This is a genomic window from Pantoea sp. S-LA4, assembly GCF_054482835.1.
Window position 1 is genome coordinate 69,051 of record NZ_JBTLRC010000001.1, and the last position, 19,428, is coordinate 88,478.

18 protein-coding genes and 3 pseudogenes are annotated in these 19,428 nt (G+C 53.3%); 11 read left to right on the forward strand and 10 right to left on the reverse strand.

Features of this window, described 5'->3' with window-relative positions; genetic code table 11:
* Positions 1–28 precede the first annotated feature (28 nt).
* The gene (locus tag ACX3P5_RS00415) at positions 29–937 is read right to left on the reverse strand and encodes a copper resistance protein B (RefSeq protein WP_458968156.1); all 909 of its coding nucleotides are present in this window, start codon (positions 935–937) and stop codon (positions 29–31) included.
* A gap of 34 nt (positions 938–971) precedes the next feature.
* Complete coding sequence (locus ACX3P5_RS00420) at positions 972–2,792, reverse strand: copper resistance system multicopper oxidase (protein ID WP_458968157.1); 1,821 nt, start codon at positions 2,790–2,792, stop codon at positions 972–974.
* 286 nt (positions 2,793–3,078) lie between these two features.
* Between ACX3P5_RS00420 and ACX3P5_RS00425 the strand changes: the two genes are divergently transcribed.
* Together ACX3P5_RS00425 and ACX3P5_RS00430 are read left to right on the forward strand one after the other, a co-directional pair.
* Positions 3,079–3,309 (forward strand): hypothetical protein, encoded by a 231-nt coding sequence (locus ACX3P5_RS00425; protein ID WP_094121210.1) that lies wholly within the window; start codon positions 3,079–3,081, stop codon positions 3,307–3,309.
* A gap of 540 nt (positions 3,310–3,849) precedes the next feature.
* Positions 3,850–4,011: a hypothetical protein gene (locus tag ACX3P5_RS00430; RefSeq protein WP_158279701.1), complete on the forward strand. Its 162-nt coding sequence runs from the start codon at positions 3,850–3,852 to the stop codon at positions 4,009–4,011.
* Positions 4,012–4,165: 154 nt separating this feature from the next.
* Here ACX3P5_RS00430 and ACX3P5_RS00435 read toward each other — a convergent pair.
* A pseudogene (locus ACX3P5_RS00435) lies at positions 4,166–4,611 on the reverse strand (heavy metal translocating P-type ATPase); the annotation flags it as partial.
* 81 nt (positions 4,612–4,692) lie between these two features.
* Here ACX3P5_RS00435 and ACX3P5_RS00440 point away from each other — a divergent pair.
* The 3 genes from ACX3P5_RS00440 to arsC all read left to right on the forward strand — a co-directional run bounded on the left by ACX3P5_RS00440 (position 4,693) and on the right by arsC (position 6,906).
* Positions 4,693–5,046 (forward strand): metalloregulator ArsR/SmtB family transcription factor, encoded by a 354-nt coding sequence (locus tag ACX3P5_RS00440; protein ID WP_099257117.1) that lies wholly within the window; start codon positions 4,693–4,695, stop codon positions 5,044–5,046.
* A 98-nt stretch (positions 5,047–5,144) separates the two neighbouring features.
* Positions 5,145–6,428, forward strand: coding sequence for an arsenic transporter (locus ACX3P5_RS00445; RefSeq protein ID WP_458968158.1), 1,284 nt, complete (start codon positions 5,145–5,147; stop codon positions 6,426–6,428).
* 49 nt (positions 6,429–6,477) lie between these two features.
* Entirely contained in the window at positions 6,478–6,906 is a 429-nt protein-coding gene (gene arsC / locus ACX3P5_RS00450) for a glutaredoxin-dependent arsenate reductase (protein WP_110015861.1), read from the forward strand.
* Positions 6,907–6,964: 58 nt separating this feature from the next.
* Here arsC and arsH read toward each other — a convergent pair whose 3' ends face one another.
* From arsH to ACX3P5_RS00480, 6 genes and pseudogenes are all read right to left on the reverse strand, one after another.
* A complete protein-coding gene (arsH, locus tag ACX3P5_RS00455) occupies positions 6,965–7,687 on the reverse strand; it encodes an arsenical resistance protein ArsH (RefSeq protein WP_458968159.1) in 723 nt (240 codons plus the stop codon).
* Complete coding sequence (locus tag ACX3P5_RS00460) at positions 7,684–8,019, reverse strand: ArsR/SmtB family transcription factor (protein ID WP_458968160.1); 336 nt, start codon at positions 8,017–8,019, stop codon at positions 7,684–7,686. The genes arsH and ACX3P5_RS00460 overlap by 4 nt, the downstream gene beginning before the upstream one ends.
* A gap of 157 nt (positions 8,020–8,176) precedes the next feature.
* Positions 8,177–10,300 carry a tyrosine-type recombinase/integrase gene (locus tag ACX3P5_RS00465; protein WP_458968161.1) on the reverse strand — a complete coding sequence of 708 codons (2,124 nt, stop codon included), beginning with the start codon at positions 10,298–10,300 and terminating at the stop codon, positions 8,177–8,179.
* Positions 10,300–11,283, reverse strand: coding sequence for a tyrosine-type recombinase/integrase (locus tag ACX3P5_RS00470; protein ID WP_458968162.1), 984 nt, complete (start codon positions 11,281–11,283; stop codon positions 10,300–10,302). Before ACX3P5_RS00470 ends, ACX3P5_RS00465 begins: the two co-directional genes overlap by 1 nt.
* 73 nt (positions 11,284–11,356) lie before the next feature.
* Positions 11,357–11,584, reverse strand: a pseudogene (locus tag ACX3P5_RS00475) (Y-family DNA polymerase); the annotation flags it as partial.
* A gap of 2 nt (positions 11,585–11,586) precedes the next feature.
* On the reverse strand, positions 11,587–11,964 hold the full coding sequence (locus tag ACX3P5_RS00480) for a S24 family peptidase (RefSeq protein WP_424996897.1): 378 nt from the start codon (positions 11,962–11,964) through the stop codon (positions 11,587–11,589).
* 137 nt (positions 11,965–12,101) lie between these two features.
* On the opposite strand from ACX3P5_RS00480, the gene ACX3P5_RS00485 reads away from it, so the two are divergent.
* The 5 genes and pseudogenes from ACX3P5_RS00485 (at position 12,102) to ACX3P5_RS00505 (ending at position 17,118) form a co-directional block, all read left to right on the forward strand.
* Positions 12,102–12,782 carry an SOS response-associated peptidase family protein gene (locus ACX3P5_RS00485; protein WP_424996896.1) on the forward strand — a complete coding sequence of 227 codons (681 nt, stop codon included), beginning with the start codon at positions 12,102–12,104 and terminating at the stop codon, positions 12,780–12,782.
* A 476-nt stretch (positions 12,783–13,258) separates the two neighbouring features.
* Complete coding sequence (umuD, locus tag ACX3P5_RS00490) at positions 13,259–13,708, forward strand: translesion error-prone DNA polymerase V autoproteolytic subunit (RefSeq protein WP_424999166.1); 450 nt, start codon at positions 13,259–13,261, stop codon at positions 13,706–13,708.
* Positions 13,709–13,716: 8 nt separating this feature from the next.
* A pseudogene (locus ACX3P5_RS00495) lies at positions 13,717–13,944 on the forward strand (Y-family DNA polymerase); the annotation flags it as partial.
* A 73-nt stretch (positions 13,945–14,017) separates the two neighbouring features.
* Positions 14,018–15,007, forward strand: coding sequence for a tyrosine-type recombinase/integrase (locus ACX3P5_RS00500; RefSeq protein WP_346550262.1), 990 nt, complete (start codon positions 14,018–14,020; stop codon positions 15,005–15,007).
* Positions 15,007–17,118: a tyrosine-type recombinase/integrase gene (locus ACX3P5_RS00505; protein WP_346550266.1), complete on the forward strand. Its 2,112-nt coding sequence runs from the start codon at positions 15,007–15,009 to the stop codon at positions 17,116–17,118. Before ACX3P5_RS00500 ends, ACX3P5_RS00505 begins: the two co-directional genes overlap by 1 nt.
* Before the next feature lie 253 nt (positions 17,119–17,371).
* On the opposite strand, the gene ACX3P5_RS00510 is transcribed toward ACX3P5_RS00505, so the two are convergent.
* Entirely contained in the window at positions 17,372–17,692 is a 321-nt protein-coding gene (locus ACX3P5_RS00510; RefSeq protein ID WP_258996310.1) for a metalloregulator ArsR/SmtB family transcription factor, read from the reverse strand.
* Positions 17,693–18,153: 461 nt separating this feature from the next.
* Between ACX3P5_RS00510 and arsL the strand changes: the two genes are divergently transcribed.
* Positions 18,154–19,425 (forward strand): arsinothricin biosynthesis radical SAM protein ArsL, encoded by a 1,272-nt coding sequence (arsL, locus tag ACX3P5_RS00515; protein WP_346550260.1) that lies wholly within the window; start codon positions 18,154–18,156, stop codon positions 19,423–19,425.
* Positions 19,426–19,428 lie beyond the last annotated feature (3 nt).

Sequence of the window (19,428 nt, forward strand, 5' to 3'; positions counted from 1 at the left end):
AATACCTGTCTTGTTTGAATTGACTGCATCAGAACCACATGCGTGCCCCGAAAAGGAAACGCACTTCGTTATCTTTTTCTTCTTCACGGGCAGCCATATCGGCGGTATTACCGTAAAGCTGGCTCCAGGAAACCCCGACGTATGGAGCAAACTCACGTTTCACCTCGTAGCGAAGGCGCAGTGAGAGTTCCGTACTGGACAGTCCCTTACCGGTTTCACGCGCTTCATCATCTTTCCCGTAAAGATTGGCTTCAAAGGAAGGCTGCAGGATCAGACGGTTGGTCAGCAGCACATCGTAATCCGCCTCCAGCCTCAGCGCAGTTCGCCCCTTCTCGCCGGCAAACGCTGTCAGCTCGGTTTCAAAATTGTAAAGGGCCATTCCCTGCAGGCCGGCGGCAAGCCAGGTCTGGGGCTTTCCGGGCCGGAAATCCTGTCGGGCCCCGGCAACCACGTCCCACCAGGGCGTAATGGCATGTCCCCACAATGCCTGCACTTCTGCGGATTCAGCTTTACCGTCGCTGGTTTCTCCTTCGCTGCGCATCCAGAGCCGGTCAATGTCACCCCCAATCCAGCCGCTCACATCCCAGCTGAATCCGCCAGGATCGTTGTTTTTCTGCCATTCCAGCTGATCGGCAAGCAGAAAGTAATTCACGCTGCTGTCATGAACTTTATGACCGTGGACATCCGGAAATGCCGCCTTACGGTCAGCCTCGGTAACCGGCGGGATGGGCGTTCTGCTTTCTGCTGACGCGGCGGGTTGCATGGACTCCATACCATCCATCGGCTCCATCCCGCCCATAGCAGAATGCTCCATCCCTGACATATCATGCTGCTGCATGTTATGCGCTGGCGCGGCATAGACGGGTGTAAACGTCGTTCCGGCAAGTGCAGACCAAACCAGCAATCCTGCCGCAGAACGCGACACATTCTTTTTCATATCACTCCACCCTGAAACTGACATCAGCAGTACCTCATTCAATGACCCGGACTTCACGGAACATGCCCGTTTCCATATGGAAAAGAAGATGGCAGTGATAGGCCCACCGCCCGAGTGCATCAGCCGTGACGCGATAGCTGCGGCGGGTTCCCGGAGGCATATCAATGGTATGTTTACGTACCTGGAAGTTGCCATCCTCGTCTTCAAGATCACTCCACATACCGTGAAGATGAATGGGGTGCGTCATCATGGTGTCGTTGACCAGTACGATACGAACGCGTTCACCGTAGCGGAGCGTAACCGGTTCTGAATCTGAGAATTTGATACCGTTGAAAGACCAGGCAAACTTTTCCATATGCCCCGTAAGGTGCAGTTCGATAGTACGGGAGGGTTCACGGCCGTCCGGATCCTCAAACGTACTTTTCAGGTCAGCATAAGTCAGAACTTTTCTGCCGTTATTACGCAGGCCGATGCCCGGGTCATTTAATTTTGCTGCCGGCATCATTGCCTGCATATCGACCAGAGGGTTATTCGTTTCGGAAGCCGGGTGTTTTTGCATGTCACTCATGCCAGCCATGCTTGCGTGATCCATACCGCTCATGGCGCTGTGATCCATTCCCGCCATGCTGTCTGTTGGAGGGGCTGGTATATCTGAACCATCCATACTCTGCATATCGCCGCCGTTCATGCTCTGCATCTGACTGTGATCCATCCCGCCCATGCTGCCATGATCCATCCCGCCCATGCCCATATCATCCATGGTCAGCCAGGGACGCGGATCGGGTTTCGGAACCGTTGCTGACAGCCCCTCCCGGACGGCAAGCGTGCCACGCGCATAGCCGCTGCGGTCCATAGACTGAGCAAAAATAGTGTAAGCATCATCAGTCGGCTCTACGATCACATCGTAGGTTTCGGCAACGGCGATACGGAACTCATCAACGGACACGGGGGTGACATACTGTCCGTCTGCAGCCACGACCGTCATTTTCAGACCGGGAATACGAACGTCAAAATAAGTCATGGCCGAGCCGTTAATGAAGCGCAGGCGTACTTTCTCACCTTTACGGAACAGACCGGTCCAGTTTTTACCGGGTCCCTGTCCGTTCATCAGGTAGGTGTATGTGAAACCACTGACGTCGGCCAGATCTGTCGGGTTCATCTTCATTTCAGCCCACATTTTCCGGTCAGCCAGCGTATTCGCGAGGCCTTTCTCCCGCGCATCACGGAAAAAGTCGGTAGCGGTGGGTTTAGCGAAGTTGTAATAATCTGACTGTTTTTTCAGTTTTGCGAGAATGTCTGAGGCTTTTTCATCAGACCAGTCGGTCAGCAGCACTACCTGCTCGCTGTCCCACTGAAACGGCTCAGGTTCAGCGGCATCGATAATAATCGGACCGTATACTCCTTCCTGCTCCTGCAGACCGGAATGGCTGTGATACCAGTAAGTTCCGTTCTGCTTTATTTTAAAGGAGTAAACATACGTGTCGTCCGGTTCGATACCGTGAAAACTGAGACCCGGTACGCCATCCATATTTGCTGGCAGGATAATGCCATGCCAGTGAACAGAGGTCGGCTCTGACAGGCGGTTTTTTACCCTTAGCGTGACAGTGTCGCCTTCTTTCCAGCGCAGCAGCGGCCCCGGAAGACCCGCATTTATGGTTTTTGCATAACGGGTCTTACCGGTGATATTCAGTGGCGTTTCGCCGATAAACAGATCAAAGTCGGTCCCGGTCAGCGTGCGGGACTGCATCAGGCTTACCGCCGAGAGCGCATCAAACGTTCTCAGCCCCAGGCCGCCCACGAGACCGGCGGCGGTTATCCCTTTAATAAAATTACGTCGTGAACTTTTAAGTTCCATGACTGAGCTCCGGCAAAATTCACAGTATCCCGGGAGAAAAAATCTCTCCGCTCCGCAAGCACAAGCCGTGCTTACCGTTCAGGAAGTTTATTTTTTGTTACCGGAAAGCTATCACAGCTGAAAGACGGACATGATTACAATTGTGTAATGTTGGAACTTACTGTTTTTACATTACATTTCTGTCATTTTCGATCGGAAGCATTTTTCTCCTGTACGATAAAAATGACTGAAGCCGGAGAGCATCCGGCCCGCCATTATTTAACTTTTACTCGTAAGGACTGCCGACATGAAAAAATTAATGTTTGTTTCTCTTCTGGCCCTGTTTTCTGCCTCATCAGTATGGGCACAGCCGCATCCTGTTTCAGAGCCGGACGGTCAGGTAACTAATAACGCTGTTGCCATGATGAATGAACATGAGCGTGCCATCCTGGCGCACCAGAGTATGGATAATGCAAATTCTGCAGCACATCAGAGCATCATTGATATGCACCGCAGGATGATGCAGCAGGAAAAATAACGGGTCGTACCGGACAGAAGGTTTGCCCGGTATCTTCTGTCCGTTTCTGTCACTGCTCCGGGATGTGGTTGTGTTTTACCCTCATCATTAATGCTTTTTCCGGTAAATCTTCTTTCAAGGCTTACGTGAGCCGGCCCGTCTTGCTGCGACGGGCTCTTTTTTACTGCCTTCCCGCTTTCCGCATCGTTAAACTGCCGGCCGTGCTGAGTACAGCGGTATCTTTGCGCCAATGATGATTTTGTTCCAGGCTTACCACTTGTTCGCAAATAAGCCGAGTGAGAGAGGACAATATGTCAGAGCATTATCGCAACTGCATTGAAGCCTGCTACATCTGTGCCGCAACCTGTGATTACTGTGTCGCATCGTGCCTGAAGGAGCCTCAGCTCGATATGATGCGTGAATGCATAAGCCAGGACATGCAGTGCGCAAGTATCTGCAGGATGGCGGCAAAATTAATGACGCTTGACAGTGAGTTTGCTACAGAAATCTGCAGGATCTGCGCTGAAGCCTGCCAGAAATGCGGGGATGAGTGCGGCCAGCATGAGCACGAACACTGTAAAAAATGCGCAGAAGCATGCCATCATTGTGCTCAGGAGTGCAGAAATATGGCAGCATGAATTTTCTGTCATCCACGGTACGAAGCAAGGAACAGCTACTTCATACGCCGGAAAGCAGAAAATTGTCGTCGCCAGCCCTGCCTGACCTTTTGCGGGAAAAACGCAGTAGTAACAGATAATGCGCAACAAAAGACAGGGCTGCCTGAACGTGCCCTGTAAGCTGTTCAGGTGGCAAGGGTTCTGGTGTACGCGAAAAGCGACATTATCTGCAGTACCCACCCGACGGGCAGCCGATCCGGCTACTTACGCAACAGGCGCAGGCCGTTTACCACTACAAGCAGACTTGCACCCACATCCGCGAACACCGCCATCCACATGGTCCCCATTCCGGCAATGGTCAGGGCCAGAAATGCTGCCTTGATGCCAACTGCCATAATGATGTTCCTGACCAGCACGCCGTATGTCTCCTGGAGAGCCGGACAAAGGCCGGAATTTTACGTAAGTCATCCTCCGTCAGAGCCCCGTCGGCAGTTTCGATGGCGGTATCTGTGCGCATTGCGCCCACGGCAAAGCCGATATCGGCGCGGGCCAGCACCGTATGTACCTTTTCCCCGAACAGCCTGGACGTTCTGACGTCCAGGCTGTGCAGCTGACTGCTCGCCTCGAGACTGCTTTCTGTTACCGTATCTGCCACTGTGAACAGCCCGGGCACCTGATGACTGTCACAGACCATGATGACCGCCTTAATATATATGATTAATCGAATATAAAATTGACATGCGCAGTCCTGGAAACGACACTGGACTCTGTAATTCAGGAGAATGTCATGCCACCATTTATGCCCCTGCAGCTTTTCAAAAACCTGTCTGACGAAACCCGGCTCAGCCTGGTGCTGTTACTGCGCGAAAAAGGTGAACTCTGCGTCTGCGAGCTTTCATCCACCCTGAAGGAATCACAACCCAAAATTTCCCGTCACCTGGCTTTACTGAGAGAAAGTGGCCTGCTTGTCGACCGACGAGACGGCAAGTGGATCCATTACCGTTTGTCTCCGCACATGCCAGCCTGGGCAGCAGCAGTGATTGAACAGGCTTATCTGTGCCAGCGGGATGATATCCTTAAGCTCAGCCAGCAGGCTGAACGCGATAACGCAACCACCAACGGCAAGCCTGTCTGCATTTAAAAAATTTTGCCATCATATATGCGATTTTTTGAATGTGTTTTGTGCGGGATAATCATCAGCCCGGATCAACGGGCAACTTTATTTAAAAAGGAGAAGGTATGTTTCTGGCGGGTGCGATTTTCGTCCTGACGCTGATACTGGTTATCTGGCAGCCGAAGGGCCTCAGTATTGGCTGGAGTGCAGTCATCGGTGCGGCTCTGGCGCTCCTGACCGGCGTAGTACAGATTGGGGATATTCCGGTGGTCTGGCAGATTGTCTGGAACGCTACGGCTACCTTTATTGCCGTCATCATCATCAGCCTGCTGCTCGACGAGTCCGGCTTTTTTGAGTGGGCGGCGCTGCACGTTTCCCGCTGGGGGGGCGGAAAAGGCCGACTGCTGTTCACCTGTATCGTTCTGCTGGGTGCGGCGGTGGCCGCCCTGTTCGCCAATGACGGGGCGGCGCTTATTCTGACGCCTATCGTTATCGCCATGCTGCTGGCGCTGGGCTTCAGCCCCGGTGCCACGCTGGCGTTTGTGATGGCAGCAGGTTTCATCGCCGACACCTCCAGCCTGCCGCTCATCGTGTCGAACCTGGTGAACATCGTCACGGCGGACTTCTTTAAGCTGGGTTTCAGCGAGTATGCCTCGGTAATGGTGCCGGTAAATATCGCCTCGGTTGCCGCCACGCTGGTCACGCTGCACCTGTTTTTCCGCAGGGATATCCCGGCCACCTACGACCTGACGAAACTGAAGGCGCCGCGTGAGGCCATTCGCGATGCGCGCACTTTTAGAACCGGCTGGATTGTTCTCATCCTGCTACTGGTCGGCTTCTTTGCTCTCGAACCACTCGGCGTGCCAGTAAGCCTGGTGGCAGCGGTGGCGGCGTGTGTTCTCTGGCTGGTTGCCCGCAAAGGACACGTGATTGATACCGGCAAGGTGCTGAAAGGCGCGCCCTGGCAGATTGTTATCTTCTCGCTGGGCATGTATCTGGTGGTGTACGGTCTTCGTAACGCCGGCCTGACTGATTACCTTTCTGCCGCCCTGAACCGGTTTGCAGAGCACGGCGTCTGGGGCGCAACGCTCGGCACCGGTTTCCTGACGGCGGCGCTCTCTTCTGTCATGAACAACATGCCTACCGTGCTCGTTGGCGCGCTTTCGATTGACGGCAGCACCGCGCAGGGCGTGGTGAAGGAGGCGATGATTTACGCCAACATCATCGGCTGCGACCTCGGCCCGAAAATCACCCCCATCGGCAGCCTCGCTACCCTGCTGTGGCTGCACGTACTGGCGCAAAAAAACATTACTGTCAGCTGGGGCTACTACTTCCGCGTGGGTATCGTGATAACCCTGCCGGTACTTTTTGTGACGCTGGCCGCGCTGGCTCTGCGTCTGTCTGTTTAACCTTAACCCCGGTGTTGCGACTGTGCAGCGCCTTTACGGAGTACCGCTTATGACTGACATCACCATTTATCACAACCCGGCGTGCGGGACGTCCCGCAACACCCTGGCGCTTATCCGCAACAGCGGCACCGAACCCAAGGTTATTCTGTATCTGGAAACACCGCCGTCCCGCGACGAGCTGAAGAAGCTGATTGCGGACATGGGCATCAGCGTACGCGCCCTGCTGCGCAAGAATACCGAACCGTACGAGCAGCTCGGCCTGGCAGAAGACCGCTTCAGCGATAACGAACTGCTCGATGCCATGCTGGCTCATCCGATCCTTATTAATCGCCCGGTGGTGGTGACGCCGCTCGGCACGAAGCTCTGCCGTCCGTCCGAAGCGGTTCTCGACATTCTGCCAGATCCGCAGCAGGGAGCCTTTACCAAAGAGGATGGCGAAGTGGTCATTGATGAGCACGGTCATCGCGTCAGCCACTGATTATTCACCAGGCTGCGGACATAACGAGTGTGAAAAAAGCCGGCATCTGCCGGCTTTTTTATATGCTGCGCTGGTTGACCCGCTCTGAGAGCTGAGTGGCACTCTCTTTTCTTTCACTGTAGCGGTCGGTCAGGTAGTTGCTTCGCCCGCGCGTCAGCAGGGTGAACTTCATCAGTTCCTCCATGACGTCCACGATGCGGTCGTAATACAGTGAAGGTTTCATGCGACCGTCCTCATCAAACTCGGCCCAGGCTTTTGCCACAGATGACTGGTTCGGGATGGTAATCATTCGCATCCAGCGCCCGAGAATGCGCATCTGGTTTACGGCGTTGAACGACTGTGAGCCGCCGCTGACCTGCATGACTGCAAGGGTTTTCCCCTGCGATGGCCGGACCGCCCCGGACGTCAGGGGTATCCAGTCAATTTGCGTCTTCATGATGCCGGTCATGGCACCGTGACGCTCAGGAGAGCACCAGACCATCCCTTCTGACCAGAGTACCAGTTCGCGCAGCTCTGCAACCTTCGGGTGCGTTTCAGGTACATCATCCGGCAGCGGCAGGCCGGACGGATTAAATATTTTCACCTCCGCGCCCATAGCCGTCAGCAACCGGGCAGCTTCTTCCGTGGTGAGCCGACTGTAAGAGCGTTCCCGCAACGAACCGTAGAGCATCAGGATACGGGGCGGGTGTGGCACTTCTGCGGCCTTCAGCTTCTCTTCCGTAAGGGGCGCATTCAGGAGCGTCGGATCGATATTGTTCAGGGCATCATTCACGTTATTCACAATGGAGTCTCTTTAAGGGGCATCGCGGCAGACAGGCGGCAGTCGCTGCCGCCGGCGCAGCACTCTTCAGTCAGAAAAGCCATCAGCTGCTCAAGCTGCGCATAACAGGGCCTGCAGAACAGGGTTCGGCTCTGCCGTTCCTGACTTATGAGGCCAGCAGACATCAGCGCAGAAAGATGATGGCTGAGCGTGGAGGCAGGAATATCAAGGTGCTTCTGAAGTTCGCCAACCGGCAGGCCGTGATGACCCGCCCTGACCAGCTCCCGGTATATGCTGAGACGGGTCGGGTGGCCCAGCTCCCGAAGTGCGTTTGCTGCGGTATGTAAGTCCATGCTGGCTCCAATAACTATATTTCCAGAATAATAGAAATATAGTCAGCGTCAAACATTAATTTAATCATCCTGGCACTCTGTTGATGACTTAAAATGACTAATCTGCTTCTGAACAGGTAATACATTAACGTCCGCTTCTGGCACATAGCGGCCCGTTTTACCCTTCGGGTTTGAGGGACAACCTTTTAAGAGCCTGTTCAATTTTCTCTGCGTCCTGTTCCACGATGGCTCTCTCATCGGGTGTGAGCGGAACTTCCTCAAGGTAACGTCTGACAGAGGCTTTGCTTTCCAGTATCAGTCCGCGCGCGCTCTGTTTGAGCAGGTTAAAATCGCAACCGATGCAGGCCATCCGGTGCTGACAGCTGCTCCAGAAGGGGTTCGTGCAGTATGAGTCACCCAGATCATAGTACGTTGAGGGGCCGGTCAGACTCGCGGCTTCCGGATCGTGGTCAATCAGCACGCTGATCATATGAGCGACCCTGTCTGCTTTTACGAACGATGCTGCCAGCTGGGTCGGACGGATGCGGATATAATGCATTGTCGACTGTGCGGATGAGTGACCTGACCACTGCATCAGCTCATGTAAAGACATGCCCCCGGTAACACTGGCCAGTGCTGTAACGGCAGAAGCACGGCCTCGGTGGCTTGTAATGGGACCGCGTGAATCTTCCGCAGGCATTCCTGCTCTGGCGCAGAGAACCGGAATAACAGTGCGATTTATTATGTCCCTGCCCACCGGTTTACCCCGATTCTGTAACAGGAAACGAACTTTTTCGCCGGTGCGTTCATCCGTAAGTGCTGCCTGCTCCTGAGGACGCTCACTGAGCCAGATATCTACATATTTTTTCACTACAGCCGAGACCGGCTTAACAAAAGCTTTAGACGTTTTGCCGGCCGGCACGCTGAGATAGCACAAAGTGCCCGCCGGGATAGCACCACCGTTTTCCTGCAGAATGTCATCCGCCTGTGGAGTAATACAGTTCATTGTCAGACGCATCAGCTCGTTCTGTCGCAGCCCTGCATGTGTCCAGATAACCGCCATAGCCTGAAGCATAGACAGGGGATAATGAATTTCGCTCAGCAGATCTTCTTTACGCAGATTCAGGCTTGCCCAGACCAGTTTCAGCCAGACCGGATCATCAATGACGCGGGGATTCACGCCCTGACGAAACAGCGGTGTGTCAGGCGTGGACAAATGACGGGCCGGACTGAATTTTAATTTCCCCCAGCCCCAGCTTTCATAATCAAGCATAAAACGGCGAACTGCATAAACAAACCGGCTGCGGGAATGCGGCATCAGGGGCTTTCCTGAGCGGTTTGAACGCCTGCCCCCTTTATTTGTGTCCAGTGACAGCTCGTCCACTTTCAGTCTGCCAACCATTGCAATAAAGCTGGCGCAGGTTTCCATTGTCCAGTCAGACGGTTCGCATATTTCCGGCTTTTCCCGGGCAAGCCACAGGCCGCAGCGGAGAATGAAACTGTACTGAGTTTCTCTGGAGCGGGGGCGGAGTACCGACGTTTCCCGCCACTTCCGACACCATCGGGCCCAGTCAGGCGCGATACCTTCTGTTGGCTTTTCATGCCACTCTTTATAATTACGCATTCTCAGGGGGCTTTTTATAATCCCCATAGCAGCAAGTGCATAGGATATTTTTCCTGTAACTCTTGCGATCCCCCGGTCGTGACAGTTCTGCCCCCGCCACAGCAGTTCTGTCGTAAAATTTTCAAGTTGCGGATCATTATTCATCAGCATCAGAACACCCAGCATACCCGACAGATTGTGTTTCTGATTCTGCCCGACATATCCCAGTGAGATCAGAACGTCTGTCAGCCGGTTAAGTTCATGGCTGACAAAAATCCGGCCATAGATGGCACTGGCGTACAGCGAAGGTGCACCATGCACTGGCAGGCTTAACGGAGAGGGAAACGGGCCGAGATGAAAGGCAAAAGCAGCAAGCAAAGGCCTGCCGGAACTGTGTTGCTGACAGAGCGTTAACCACCTTTCCTGCGTCCACAGCCAGCAGGGCTGACCCGCCCGGTGCGTTTCTGCAAGAACTGTAAGTATGGTAATTCTGACAAGTCTGGCACTGATACTGCTGCGTGAGGCAATGTCCTGCAGAGGCAACAGCAAAAACGGCAGAGAACCTGGCTGGTCGAGCGCAGCTGACCGCCGGTAGCCTGTACTTATTGCGTCTCTTTCCTCAGGACTTAACGCATCTCTCAGCTGATAATCTGTGCGTTTAAAAGGCACATAAGTGACTCTGGCCGTTTTTTCATTCATCAGTAAGGCTCCTGAAAAATAAGTCCGGCGACTTTCCTGTCGGTTTCAGCCACGGCTGCGGCTATCCGGCCAGCCAGATCGTAACCTGACAGATGGATATAAATTTGTGTGGTGCGCAGATCCCTGTGTCCTGCATAAGTCGCCAGCTCATGCAGTTTCCAGCCGGCCCGCGCCAGATGGGTCAGACGAAGATGGCGGAAGGTATGTGTTGTAATCTGTGGAAGCCCGGTATCCAGAGCCCATCTGCGTACGGTTTTACTCCAGTTCCACACAGAAAGGGGTGTGCCATAATTACGATCAGAAAATGAACGGAACAGCGCACCCTGTGTCCAGCCAGCCTGCTTCAGCTGCCGAAAATGATTTGCCAGTACCGGCGTCACGTCCGGACCATAACAAATAATTCTTTCCCGCCTGCTTTTCGTTGTTTCCGGGCGGATACGGATCAGGCGATGCGCAGGGTCGATATCCTCAAGCGCCAGGGCTGTCACCTCTGCACGGCGGAGTGCACCAAAATAGGCAAGCGCGAGCATCAGCCGGTCACGCAGGGAGGCAGTTGAAACATGTTTAAGAAATTTCCGCCATTGCTCATCATCAGGTATTACGGGTAAGCGGGTGATACGCGGGACCAGCCCCCGCCCGGTATAAATGACGCCGGGTAAACCCGCACGGGGTAGCGGATTGAGACTGCATATATCCTGATAAAGCAGAAAGTCATACCAGAGACGGATCACAGAAAGGCGCAGCTGGAGCGTGGCGCTGGCTGCGGGAAAAGGCATGCCGGGTAACTGAGGGCTGATGTAGGCGGCTAGGTCTTCAAACCGGGCCTTTTCAGGTTCAATGCTGTTCTGGCTGCAGAATGCAAAATAATGGCTGAGGGCACTGCGGTAGGCGGAGAGTGTGGTCTGAGCCCGGCCCAGGTCGGACAGCAGTTTCAGCCAGCGCTCCGCCAGTACCAGCACATCCTCGTTTGGTGGAATCATCATTGTGTTTACCTCTGACAACAGCATTGCTGCTCAAAGTTCACCCAATCAATGTTGCATTCCACTTAACTTACTACAGCTCGTAATTGGAGCTGAACACGTGCACACCGTTCTCCCTGAAATAACGCTCATTCTGAAACAGCGGGGCGGCCATTTTAACCCCTAGACGCTTTGCCTCGGCCGATCGAGCGATAACGCATCCGTCGTTGTTCGACACGACGACAATCGGTTTACCACGCAGATCGGGCCTGAATACGGTTTCGCATGAGGCGTAAAAATTGTTGGCATCGGCCAGCGCAAACATTGCTAATCTCCAGCCGGTCCGTTAAACCCCACTCCGGCTACATCGGTAAGGGCATAGGCGACCACTCCCCACACGGGCAGCACCTGGCTTACATCAAGCAGCGTAACAGTTTCGTCCGCGTCCAGCGCCTGCAGGGCGGGAACCGGATTGAGCAGCAGCCGCCTCAGCGTCAGTTCTCCCTCGAGCTCGGCAACGATTAACTGACCGTGTGCCGGTGTCAGCGCCCGATCGATGGCCAGCACGGACCCTTTAATAATACCTGCATCTGGACAGTCGCTTTCGCTGCGCATGAGATAGGTAGAGTAAGGGGCAAGATGCACCAGATCGCCCAGACTCAGGCGCGCTTCGGTGTAGTTCTGGGCCGGACTCTGAAAGGCCATGAATTGCTCCATTCTTAACAGCTTCTCAGCCTTGTGAAGTGAACCTGATAGCGACCAGGTGTCTGTCTCGCAGGCGCAATTAATGCTCCAGATATCAGTATACGTCGCTATCCTTACATCAACAGCAGGAGGTATTTATGTGTGGAAGATTTGCGCAGTACAGCAGCCGCGACGACTATTTTGACTCCCTCGGTCTTACACCAGACGAAATAATCTTCGATCCGGAGCCTCTCGGGCGCTTTAACGTAGCACCAGGCACTAAAGTACTCCTTCTAAACGAACAGGAAGATTCGCTGCGCCTCGATCCGGTGTACTGGGGCTACGGACCGGAATGGTGGGATAAGCAGCCACTTATCAATGCGCGTGGTGAGACGGCAGCGAGCGGCCGCATGTTCAAGCCTCTCTGGAATCATGGCCGCGCTATCGTGCCTGCTGACGGCTGGTTCGAATGGCAGAAAGAAGGTGGTGATAAGCAGCCATTCTTCATCTTTCACAAAAAAAAGGAGCCTCTTTTTTTTGCCGCCATCGGCAGACAGCCATACGGGCAGGATCACGGCAAAGAAGGCTTCGTGATTGTCACGTCAGCCAGCAATCAGGGGATGGTCGATATACATGACAGGCGGCCGCTGGTTATTACGCCTGATGCCGTTCGTGAATGGCTAAGTGAAGAAACGTCTCCAGCGCGTGCTGAAGAAATTGCCCATGACGCTGCCGTTCCGGAAAAAGCATTTACCTGGCATCCTGTCAGCAAAAAAGTAGGCAATATTCATCACCAGGGCAGTGAGCTTATTGAGCCTTTACCGGCAGATAAGGAGTGACTCGCTTACAGTTCAAAAAACTTCATATAGGGCATTTCTCAGACGGCTATTATTGCCGGGATGGGCAAGCCATAAGAGTAATAAGGGGGCGGTATTTCTTTCCCTTAACGTGCAATTGTAACGCTCGCCGCAGGCCCGACTGAGGCGTACCGCAGCGCAGCGAGGAACGAACAGTCGTGGCGAGGAAGCGTCATTTCACCGATGCCGGCATGGACTGCTTACACATCATACATACATATATAACGCATTATTGTTAGCTCAGCCCGGATCTGAAAGTCAGGGTGACCTTCATAAAATTTCCTATCCCTTCAGATATATAGATTCGCTTTAATAAGTGGCCGTCTCGCTCCCTATTGCCAGATTAATCCGCCTCAATAATACTGTACATATAAACAGTAAAATAAGAGGAGGAATTTTATGCGCTATTTCAACCGAGTTTCTGCAGTGACACGACATCACAACCGGAGCACCTGGTCATGAATCCGGGTAACTATGCAGCAGGCCTGACAGTGCTCTGGCCCCCACTATTTACGCCCCGCATCCGGGTGCCGCTGTATGCTGATCCGTGCGCGGCCGGCTTCCCCTCCCCCGCTCAGGATTACGTTGAGAAAGAACTCGATCTTAACGAGCTTTGCATCCGCCGGCGCGCCTCGACCTTCTTTGTTCGCGCCAGTGGAAACAGTATGCGGGACCTCGGTCTCTGCGATGGAGACGTAATGGTTGTTGATCGGGCGGAGAATGCGGCGCACGGCGACATCGTGATCGCTGAGGTTAACGGCGAATTTACAGTCAAGCGTCTGCAGCTACAGCCCACGCTTGCCCTGCTCCCGATGAATCCGGCCTATCCGGTAATCTTTCCGGAAGAACTGCAGCTGCTCGGTGTTGTTACCTGGTTCTTCAACAGTACCCGAGCCAGGCGGAGGTGAACATGTCCATGTTTGGGCTCGCCGACGTCAACTCGTTTTACGCCAGCTGCGAGGCATTGTTTCGCCCCGATCTCCGCGGCAAACCCGTTGTTGTGCTGTCGAACAATGACGGCTGCGTCATCGCACGCAGCGCGGGCGCAAAAAAACTGGGCATCAAAATGGGGGCACCGTGGTTCCAGATAAAAAATCAGGATTTCAGCGAGCGCGTACATGTATTCAGTTCCAACTATGCGCTCTAGTAAGTTAAGTGGAATGCAACATCTCCGGTATAAACTTTAATCAGTTGTTATGAACTGAAGGGAGAAGGCCGTGAACACCACCATTCATTCCACATCTGCACTTCTCCTGACTGAGCAATGGCTTAAAATTCTTTCGAATTTAGGAAGAGCCAGCGCAACTATTAAAACCTATCGAAGTGCCCTGACGCATTTTTTGGCCTTCTGTGAAATACACGCTATTGCTCCTGAAAGGGCTTCCTTTGAGGACTTGGCAGCATATATCCGCCCTCAGCTCCCTGATATGCCGTCATCCGTTGCCAGCGCCACACTCCAGCTGCGCATTTCAGCTCTTCGCCTCTGGTATGACTTTCTGATTTACCAGGATATATGCAGTCTCAATCCGTTACCCCGCTCGGGTTTGCCTGGCGCCAGTTATACCGGGCGTGGCCTAGTCCCCCGTATCACCCGCCTCCCCGTTATTCCTGATGACGGACGGTGGCTCAGGTTCCTGAAACACGTTTCTGCCGCGTCTCTGCGTGACAGGCTGATGCTTGCTCTGGCTTATTATGGCGCGCTCCGACGTACGGAATTGACGGCTCTCAGGCTTGAGGACATTGATCTGGCTCACCGCCTGGTCCGCATCCGCGCAGAGACGACGAAAAACAGACGGGAAAGAATAGTCTGTTACAGCCCCGATGTTACGCCGGTGCTGGCAAACCATTTTCGGCAGCTAAGGCTGGCAGGCTGGTCAGGTGGTGCTCTGTTCCGTTCCGCCTCTGACCGTAATTATGGCGATCCTCTCTCGTTCTGGAGCTGGAGTAAAACCGTGCGGAAATGGGCGACAGAGACTGATCAGCCAGACATTACCACGCATACTTTTCGTCACCTCCGGCTGACACACCTGGCGCGGGCTGGATGGAAACTGCATGAACTGGCTACGTATGCAGGACACAGGGACCCTCGCACCACACAAATTTATATTCATCTGTCGGGAACGGATATGGCGGCCCGCATGGCTGCTGCCGTCGCTGAAACCGACCGGAAGATCGCAGGGCTTATCTTTCAGGCGGGAGCAGTATGATGAACGCAGGAACAGCAATTAATAACATTTATGTCCCTTTCAGTCGTTCGGATTATCAGCTGAATAATGTGTTAAGCACTGAAGAGCGTGAGGCGTTATGTACCGGGCACAAACGTACCTCTGCTCTGAGCCAGCAGGGTCCGCTGTCATCTTTACTGCGGCCTCTTCAGGATATTGCCGACCGCAGCGGCACCAGTGATAGACTGGTCAGGATTATCCTTCCTGCCGTTCTGGCGGAGATACACCGGGCAGGGCAACCTTGCTGGCTGTGGGGATCAGAAAAGTGGCTGACGCTGTGCCAGCAGCACCGTACAGGCAGGCCGCTGATTGCGGCTCTTGCCTTCCATCTTGGTCCGTTTACATCACCGCTCAGCCTGCCGCACCATGGTGCACCGTCGCTGTACGCCTGTGCCATTTATGGCCGGGAATTTTTTACTCATGAGCTCAATCGGCTGACGGACACTCTGGTTTCACTGGGATACAAACGGCAGAACCAGAAAAATAATCTGTCAGCACTGCTGGGCATACTGATGATGATGAACGGTAATCCTCAGCTCGAAAGCTTCACGACCGATCTCCTGTGGCGCGCGCAGAAGTATCACGACCGCGGGATCGCAAGGACAGTGGGCAGAGTTTCGTATGCGCTTGCCGCAATGGGCATCATAAAAAGCCCCGTGCGTATGCGTAATTACCAGGAATGGCACGAAAAACCGACAGATAACATCGCCCAGCCCTGGGTAGCATGCTGCCGGCGGTGGAGGGAAACCTCAGTGCTTCGTCCCCGTTCCAGAGAGAGCCAGTACAGTTTTATCCTCCGCTGCGGCCTGTGGCTCGCCCGGGAGCACCCGGAAATACGCGAGCCATCCGACTGGACAATGGAGATCTGCGCAAGTTTTATTGCGGCAGTCGGAATAATGAAGGTCGGTGAACTTTCTCTGGGAACCGCGCGGGGAGTGCGCCGGTCTTCCCGTTCAGGAGAACCCATGCTGCCAAACTCCCGCGCCGGTTTTATGTATGCCGTTCGCCGTTTTATGATCGACTACGAGAACTGGGGATGGGGACGGCTGAAATTCAGTCCATCCCGCCATCTCTCGACGCCTGATACACCACTGTTTCGTCAGGGCGTTAATCCCCGCGTTATTGATGATCCGGTCTGGCTGAAACTGGTATGGGCCAGTCTGAACCTGCGTCAGGAAGATTTGCTGAGTGAAATTCATTATCCTCTGTCTATGCTGCAGGCTTTGGCAGTCATCTGGACGCATGCAGGGCTGCGCCAGAATGAGCTGATGCGCCTGACCGCTGGCTGCATCATTCCACAATCAGAAGATATTAACCGGGACGACGGCAGTACTATTCCTGCCGGAACTCTTTGCTATCTGAACGTGCCGGCCGGCAAGACATGTAAAGCCTTTGTTAAGCCGGTTTCTGCTGTGGTGAAAAAGTATGTCGATATCTGGCTGGCAGAACGACCAGAAGAGCAGGCTGCTCTGACGGATGATCGCACCGGTGAAAAAGTCCGTTTTCTGTTTCAGTACCGGGGAAAACCGGTGGGAAGAGACATAATAAACCGCACCGTTATTCCGGTTCTCTGTGCCCGGGCAGGAATGCCGCAGGAAGACAGCCGGGGTCCTATTACCAGCCACAGGGGACGTGCATCGGCCGTAACTGCACTGGCTAGCGTTCCTCAGGGCATGTCTTTATACGAGCTGATGCAGTGGTCAGGACACTCTTCGCCGCAGTCCACCATGCATTATATTCGCATACGCCCGACACAGCTTGCGGCCTCTTTTGTTAAAGCTGATCGGGTAGCGCACATGATAAGCGTGCTGATTGATCATGACCCCGAAGCAGCCAGCCTCACAGGGCCGGCAACGTATTATGAGCTTGGGGACTCTTACTGCACCAATCCTTTCTGGAGTAGCTGCCCTCACCGGATGGCCTGCATTGGCTGTGACTTTAACCTTCCCAAAAAAAGCGCGAGAGGACTGTTACTGGAGAGCAAAGCGTCCATAAAGCAGTATCTTGAAGAGGTCCCGCTGACTCCGGATGAAAAAGCGATAGTTGAGGCAGATACAGAAAAACTGGAGGCCGCTCTCCGAAAAACGGAGTGAGTGGCGGTAAGTTAGTCTTGAACGTCCCGCAGGATGTTTTCAGGCACGATGCTGTTGAGCTGACATGACATCATTTCTCTTCAGTGCCCCCTCCTTTGCACATCTGTTTTATACGGGACGAAAATACTTTCTTCATACCTCTGTACCGATGATAAATCTGCCACTGCTGCCCAGCAGCGATCATTGAGCAGGTATATCTGTGCCAAGGTGGCAAAGGTGACTCCAGCGGGCCGGCATACCGTTTTCCGGCAGGTTAATTCGGATGAACCTGCCGGACATGCCGTACCTGGCCGGTTATGTGCTGGTTTTGTCGTTGCGTTATTTCAAGGATATCGTGCATCCACGCCGGCAATGACTCACTGAGCCGGTAGTAAACCCATTTTCCGTTGCGGCGGTCGGTCAAAACGCCGGCGCCTTTAAGCATGGCGAGATTACGGGATATTGCCGGCTGGGAGATATCCAGCGACGCGCAGATGTGGCATACGCACAGCTCACCGGACTCCCTCAGGAGGATAAGGATATTCAGGCGACTCTCGTCTGAAAGCAGCCGGTAAAAGGCAGATGGCGGGATCATATTGTCAGGCCGGTAGTCAGCTTAGATAAAAAATTAAAACATAGTACGCCTTCTATCGCCAGACAGCAGGCGCCCTCGTATATCCCTCTTCGGGAATGAAATTTCGGGTTCAGGCAATGGGAAAAATACCGTAAAACTGACTGCAGTTCATCCGAAGTACAGTTTTTAGGCAAGATGACTGAACGAACTTACCATATTTATTCTGCTTAAGAATAAATTAATTAGCATGAAGCTCTGTGCGGGAAGCCAAAATTATTAGCCGGATTTATGCTATTTATCAGGCATCCGTATTCCCCTTCTGTTTTAAATGATTTAAAATCAGTTAGTTATACACAATATTACATTCTTTGACATTTATTTTCTCCTGGTGTTATAAGTAAAGCGAAACTATCCAGCGGGTTATCATCCGCTGATACATAAAACATTCGCCATATGTTATATAAATTCGCGCAGGTGACCGGATGAATGTATTGCTTGTTTCCATCTTTGAAGGCGGCTACCAGCCGATAACCATCTCTACAGCCTATCAGGCGCTGGCAGGGGAAGCCGCTGTTACTGACATTAATGTCCTGGATATCTACGTACACGGGCCGGATGAATCAAAAATCAGGGGGCGGGATCTCATTTTTATTTCTCTGCCGCTGTTCGATGCGGTGATGCCGGGGGTCGAGTTGCTCGCCACCATAAAGCACCTGAATCCGGTCGCAAAAGTGTGTTTTTATGGTCAGCATGCCACCATTCATGCGGCCCGGCTGACAGAGAAAGGGGCGGATTTCTGTATCCTTGGTGACTGGGAGTTACCCATGAAATCCCTGATTAACGCTCTTTGTACCGGCGCCCGCACATCATTAACTGGCATTATGAATCAAGGCGACCTCACTGAACCGGCGCCCTTTTTTTCCAAAAAAGGTTTCAGTGTGCCCAACCGGAAAATCCTCCCTTCACTGGTTAAATATCCCAATAAGCAACTAAACAAGCTGCTCGGAAAAGACGTTACTGTTGGTTCAACAGAACTGGCAAGGGGATGTAAGCACAAATGCCTGTACTGCTCGGTCTACGCCGCTTACGACGGTCGGGTGATAAAGATTCCTGCTGACATTATCATCGAAGATGTCAGAAACATGGTCGACGGAGGCATGACGCACCTGACCTTTATTGATGCCGACTGGTTCAGTACCCGGCATTACGGAATTGAAATTCTTACCGAGCTTCACAAAATACACCCTGAACTGACATTCGATATTACGACCCGGGTAGATCACATTATTGAGAATGAAAGTCGCATGGCGCTTCTGAGGGATCTGAACGTCAGAATTATCACTTCTGCGCTGGAGTTCCCCAGCGAAAATGTCCTGAAGATATTCAACAAGCAGGTCACCGTCCGTGATACGGAGAAAGCCATCCGCATAATGAAGAGCTCCGGCATCCTGCTAAACCCCACATTCATTATGTATAACCCTTGGGCGGGCCTCAGGGACATGGAGCATTTCCAGGAGTGGATAGACGGCGTCAACCTGCGTGACGATATTGATCCCATTCAGTTTGAAACCCGCTTGTCACTGTATAAAGGCTCGCCCCTGCTTCTATCGGATGACATAAAAAATGTCAGCCTCACTGAATACGATTTCCACTATGACTGGTCCCACAACGATCCGTGGGTTGATGAGCTGTACGCTGCAAGCGTCACCCCGGCAGAAGAAGGCGTGTTCAAGCGCTGCTGCCTCAAATGCTGACAG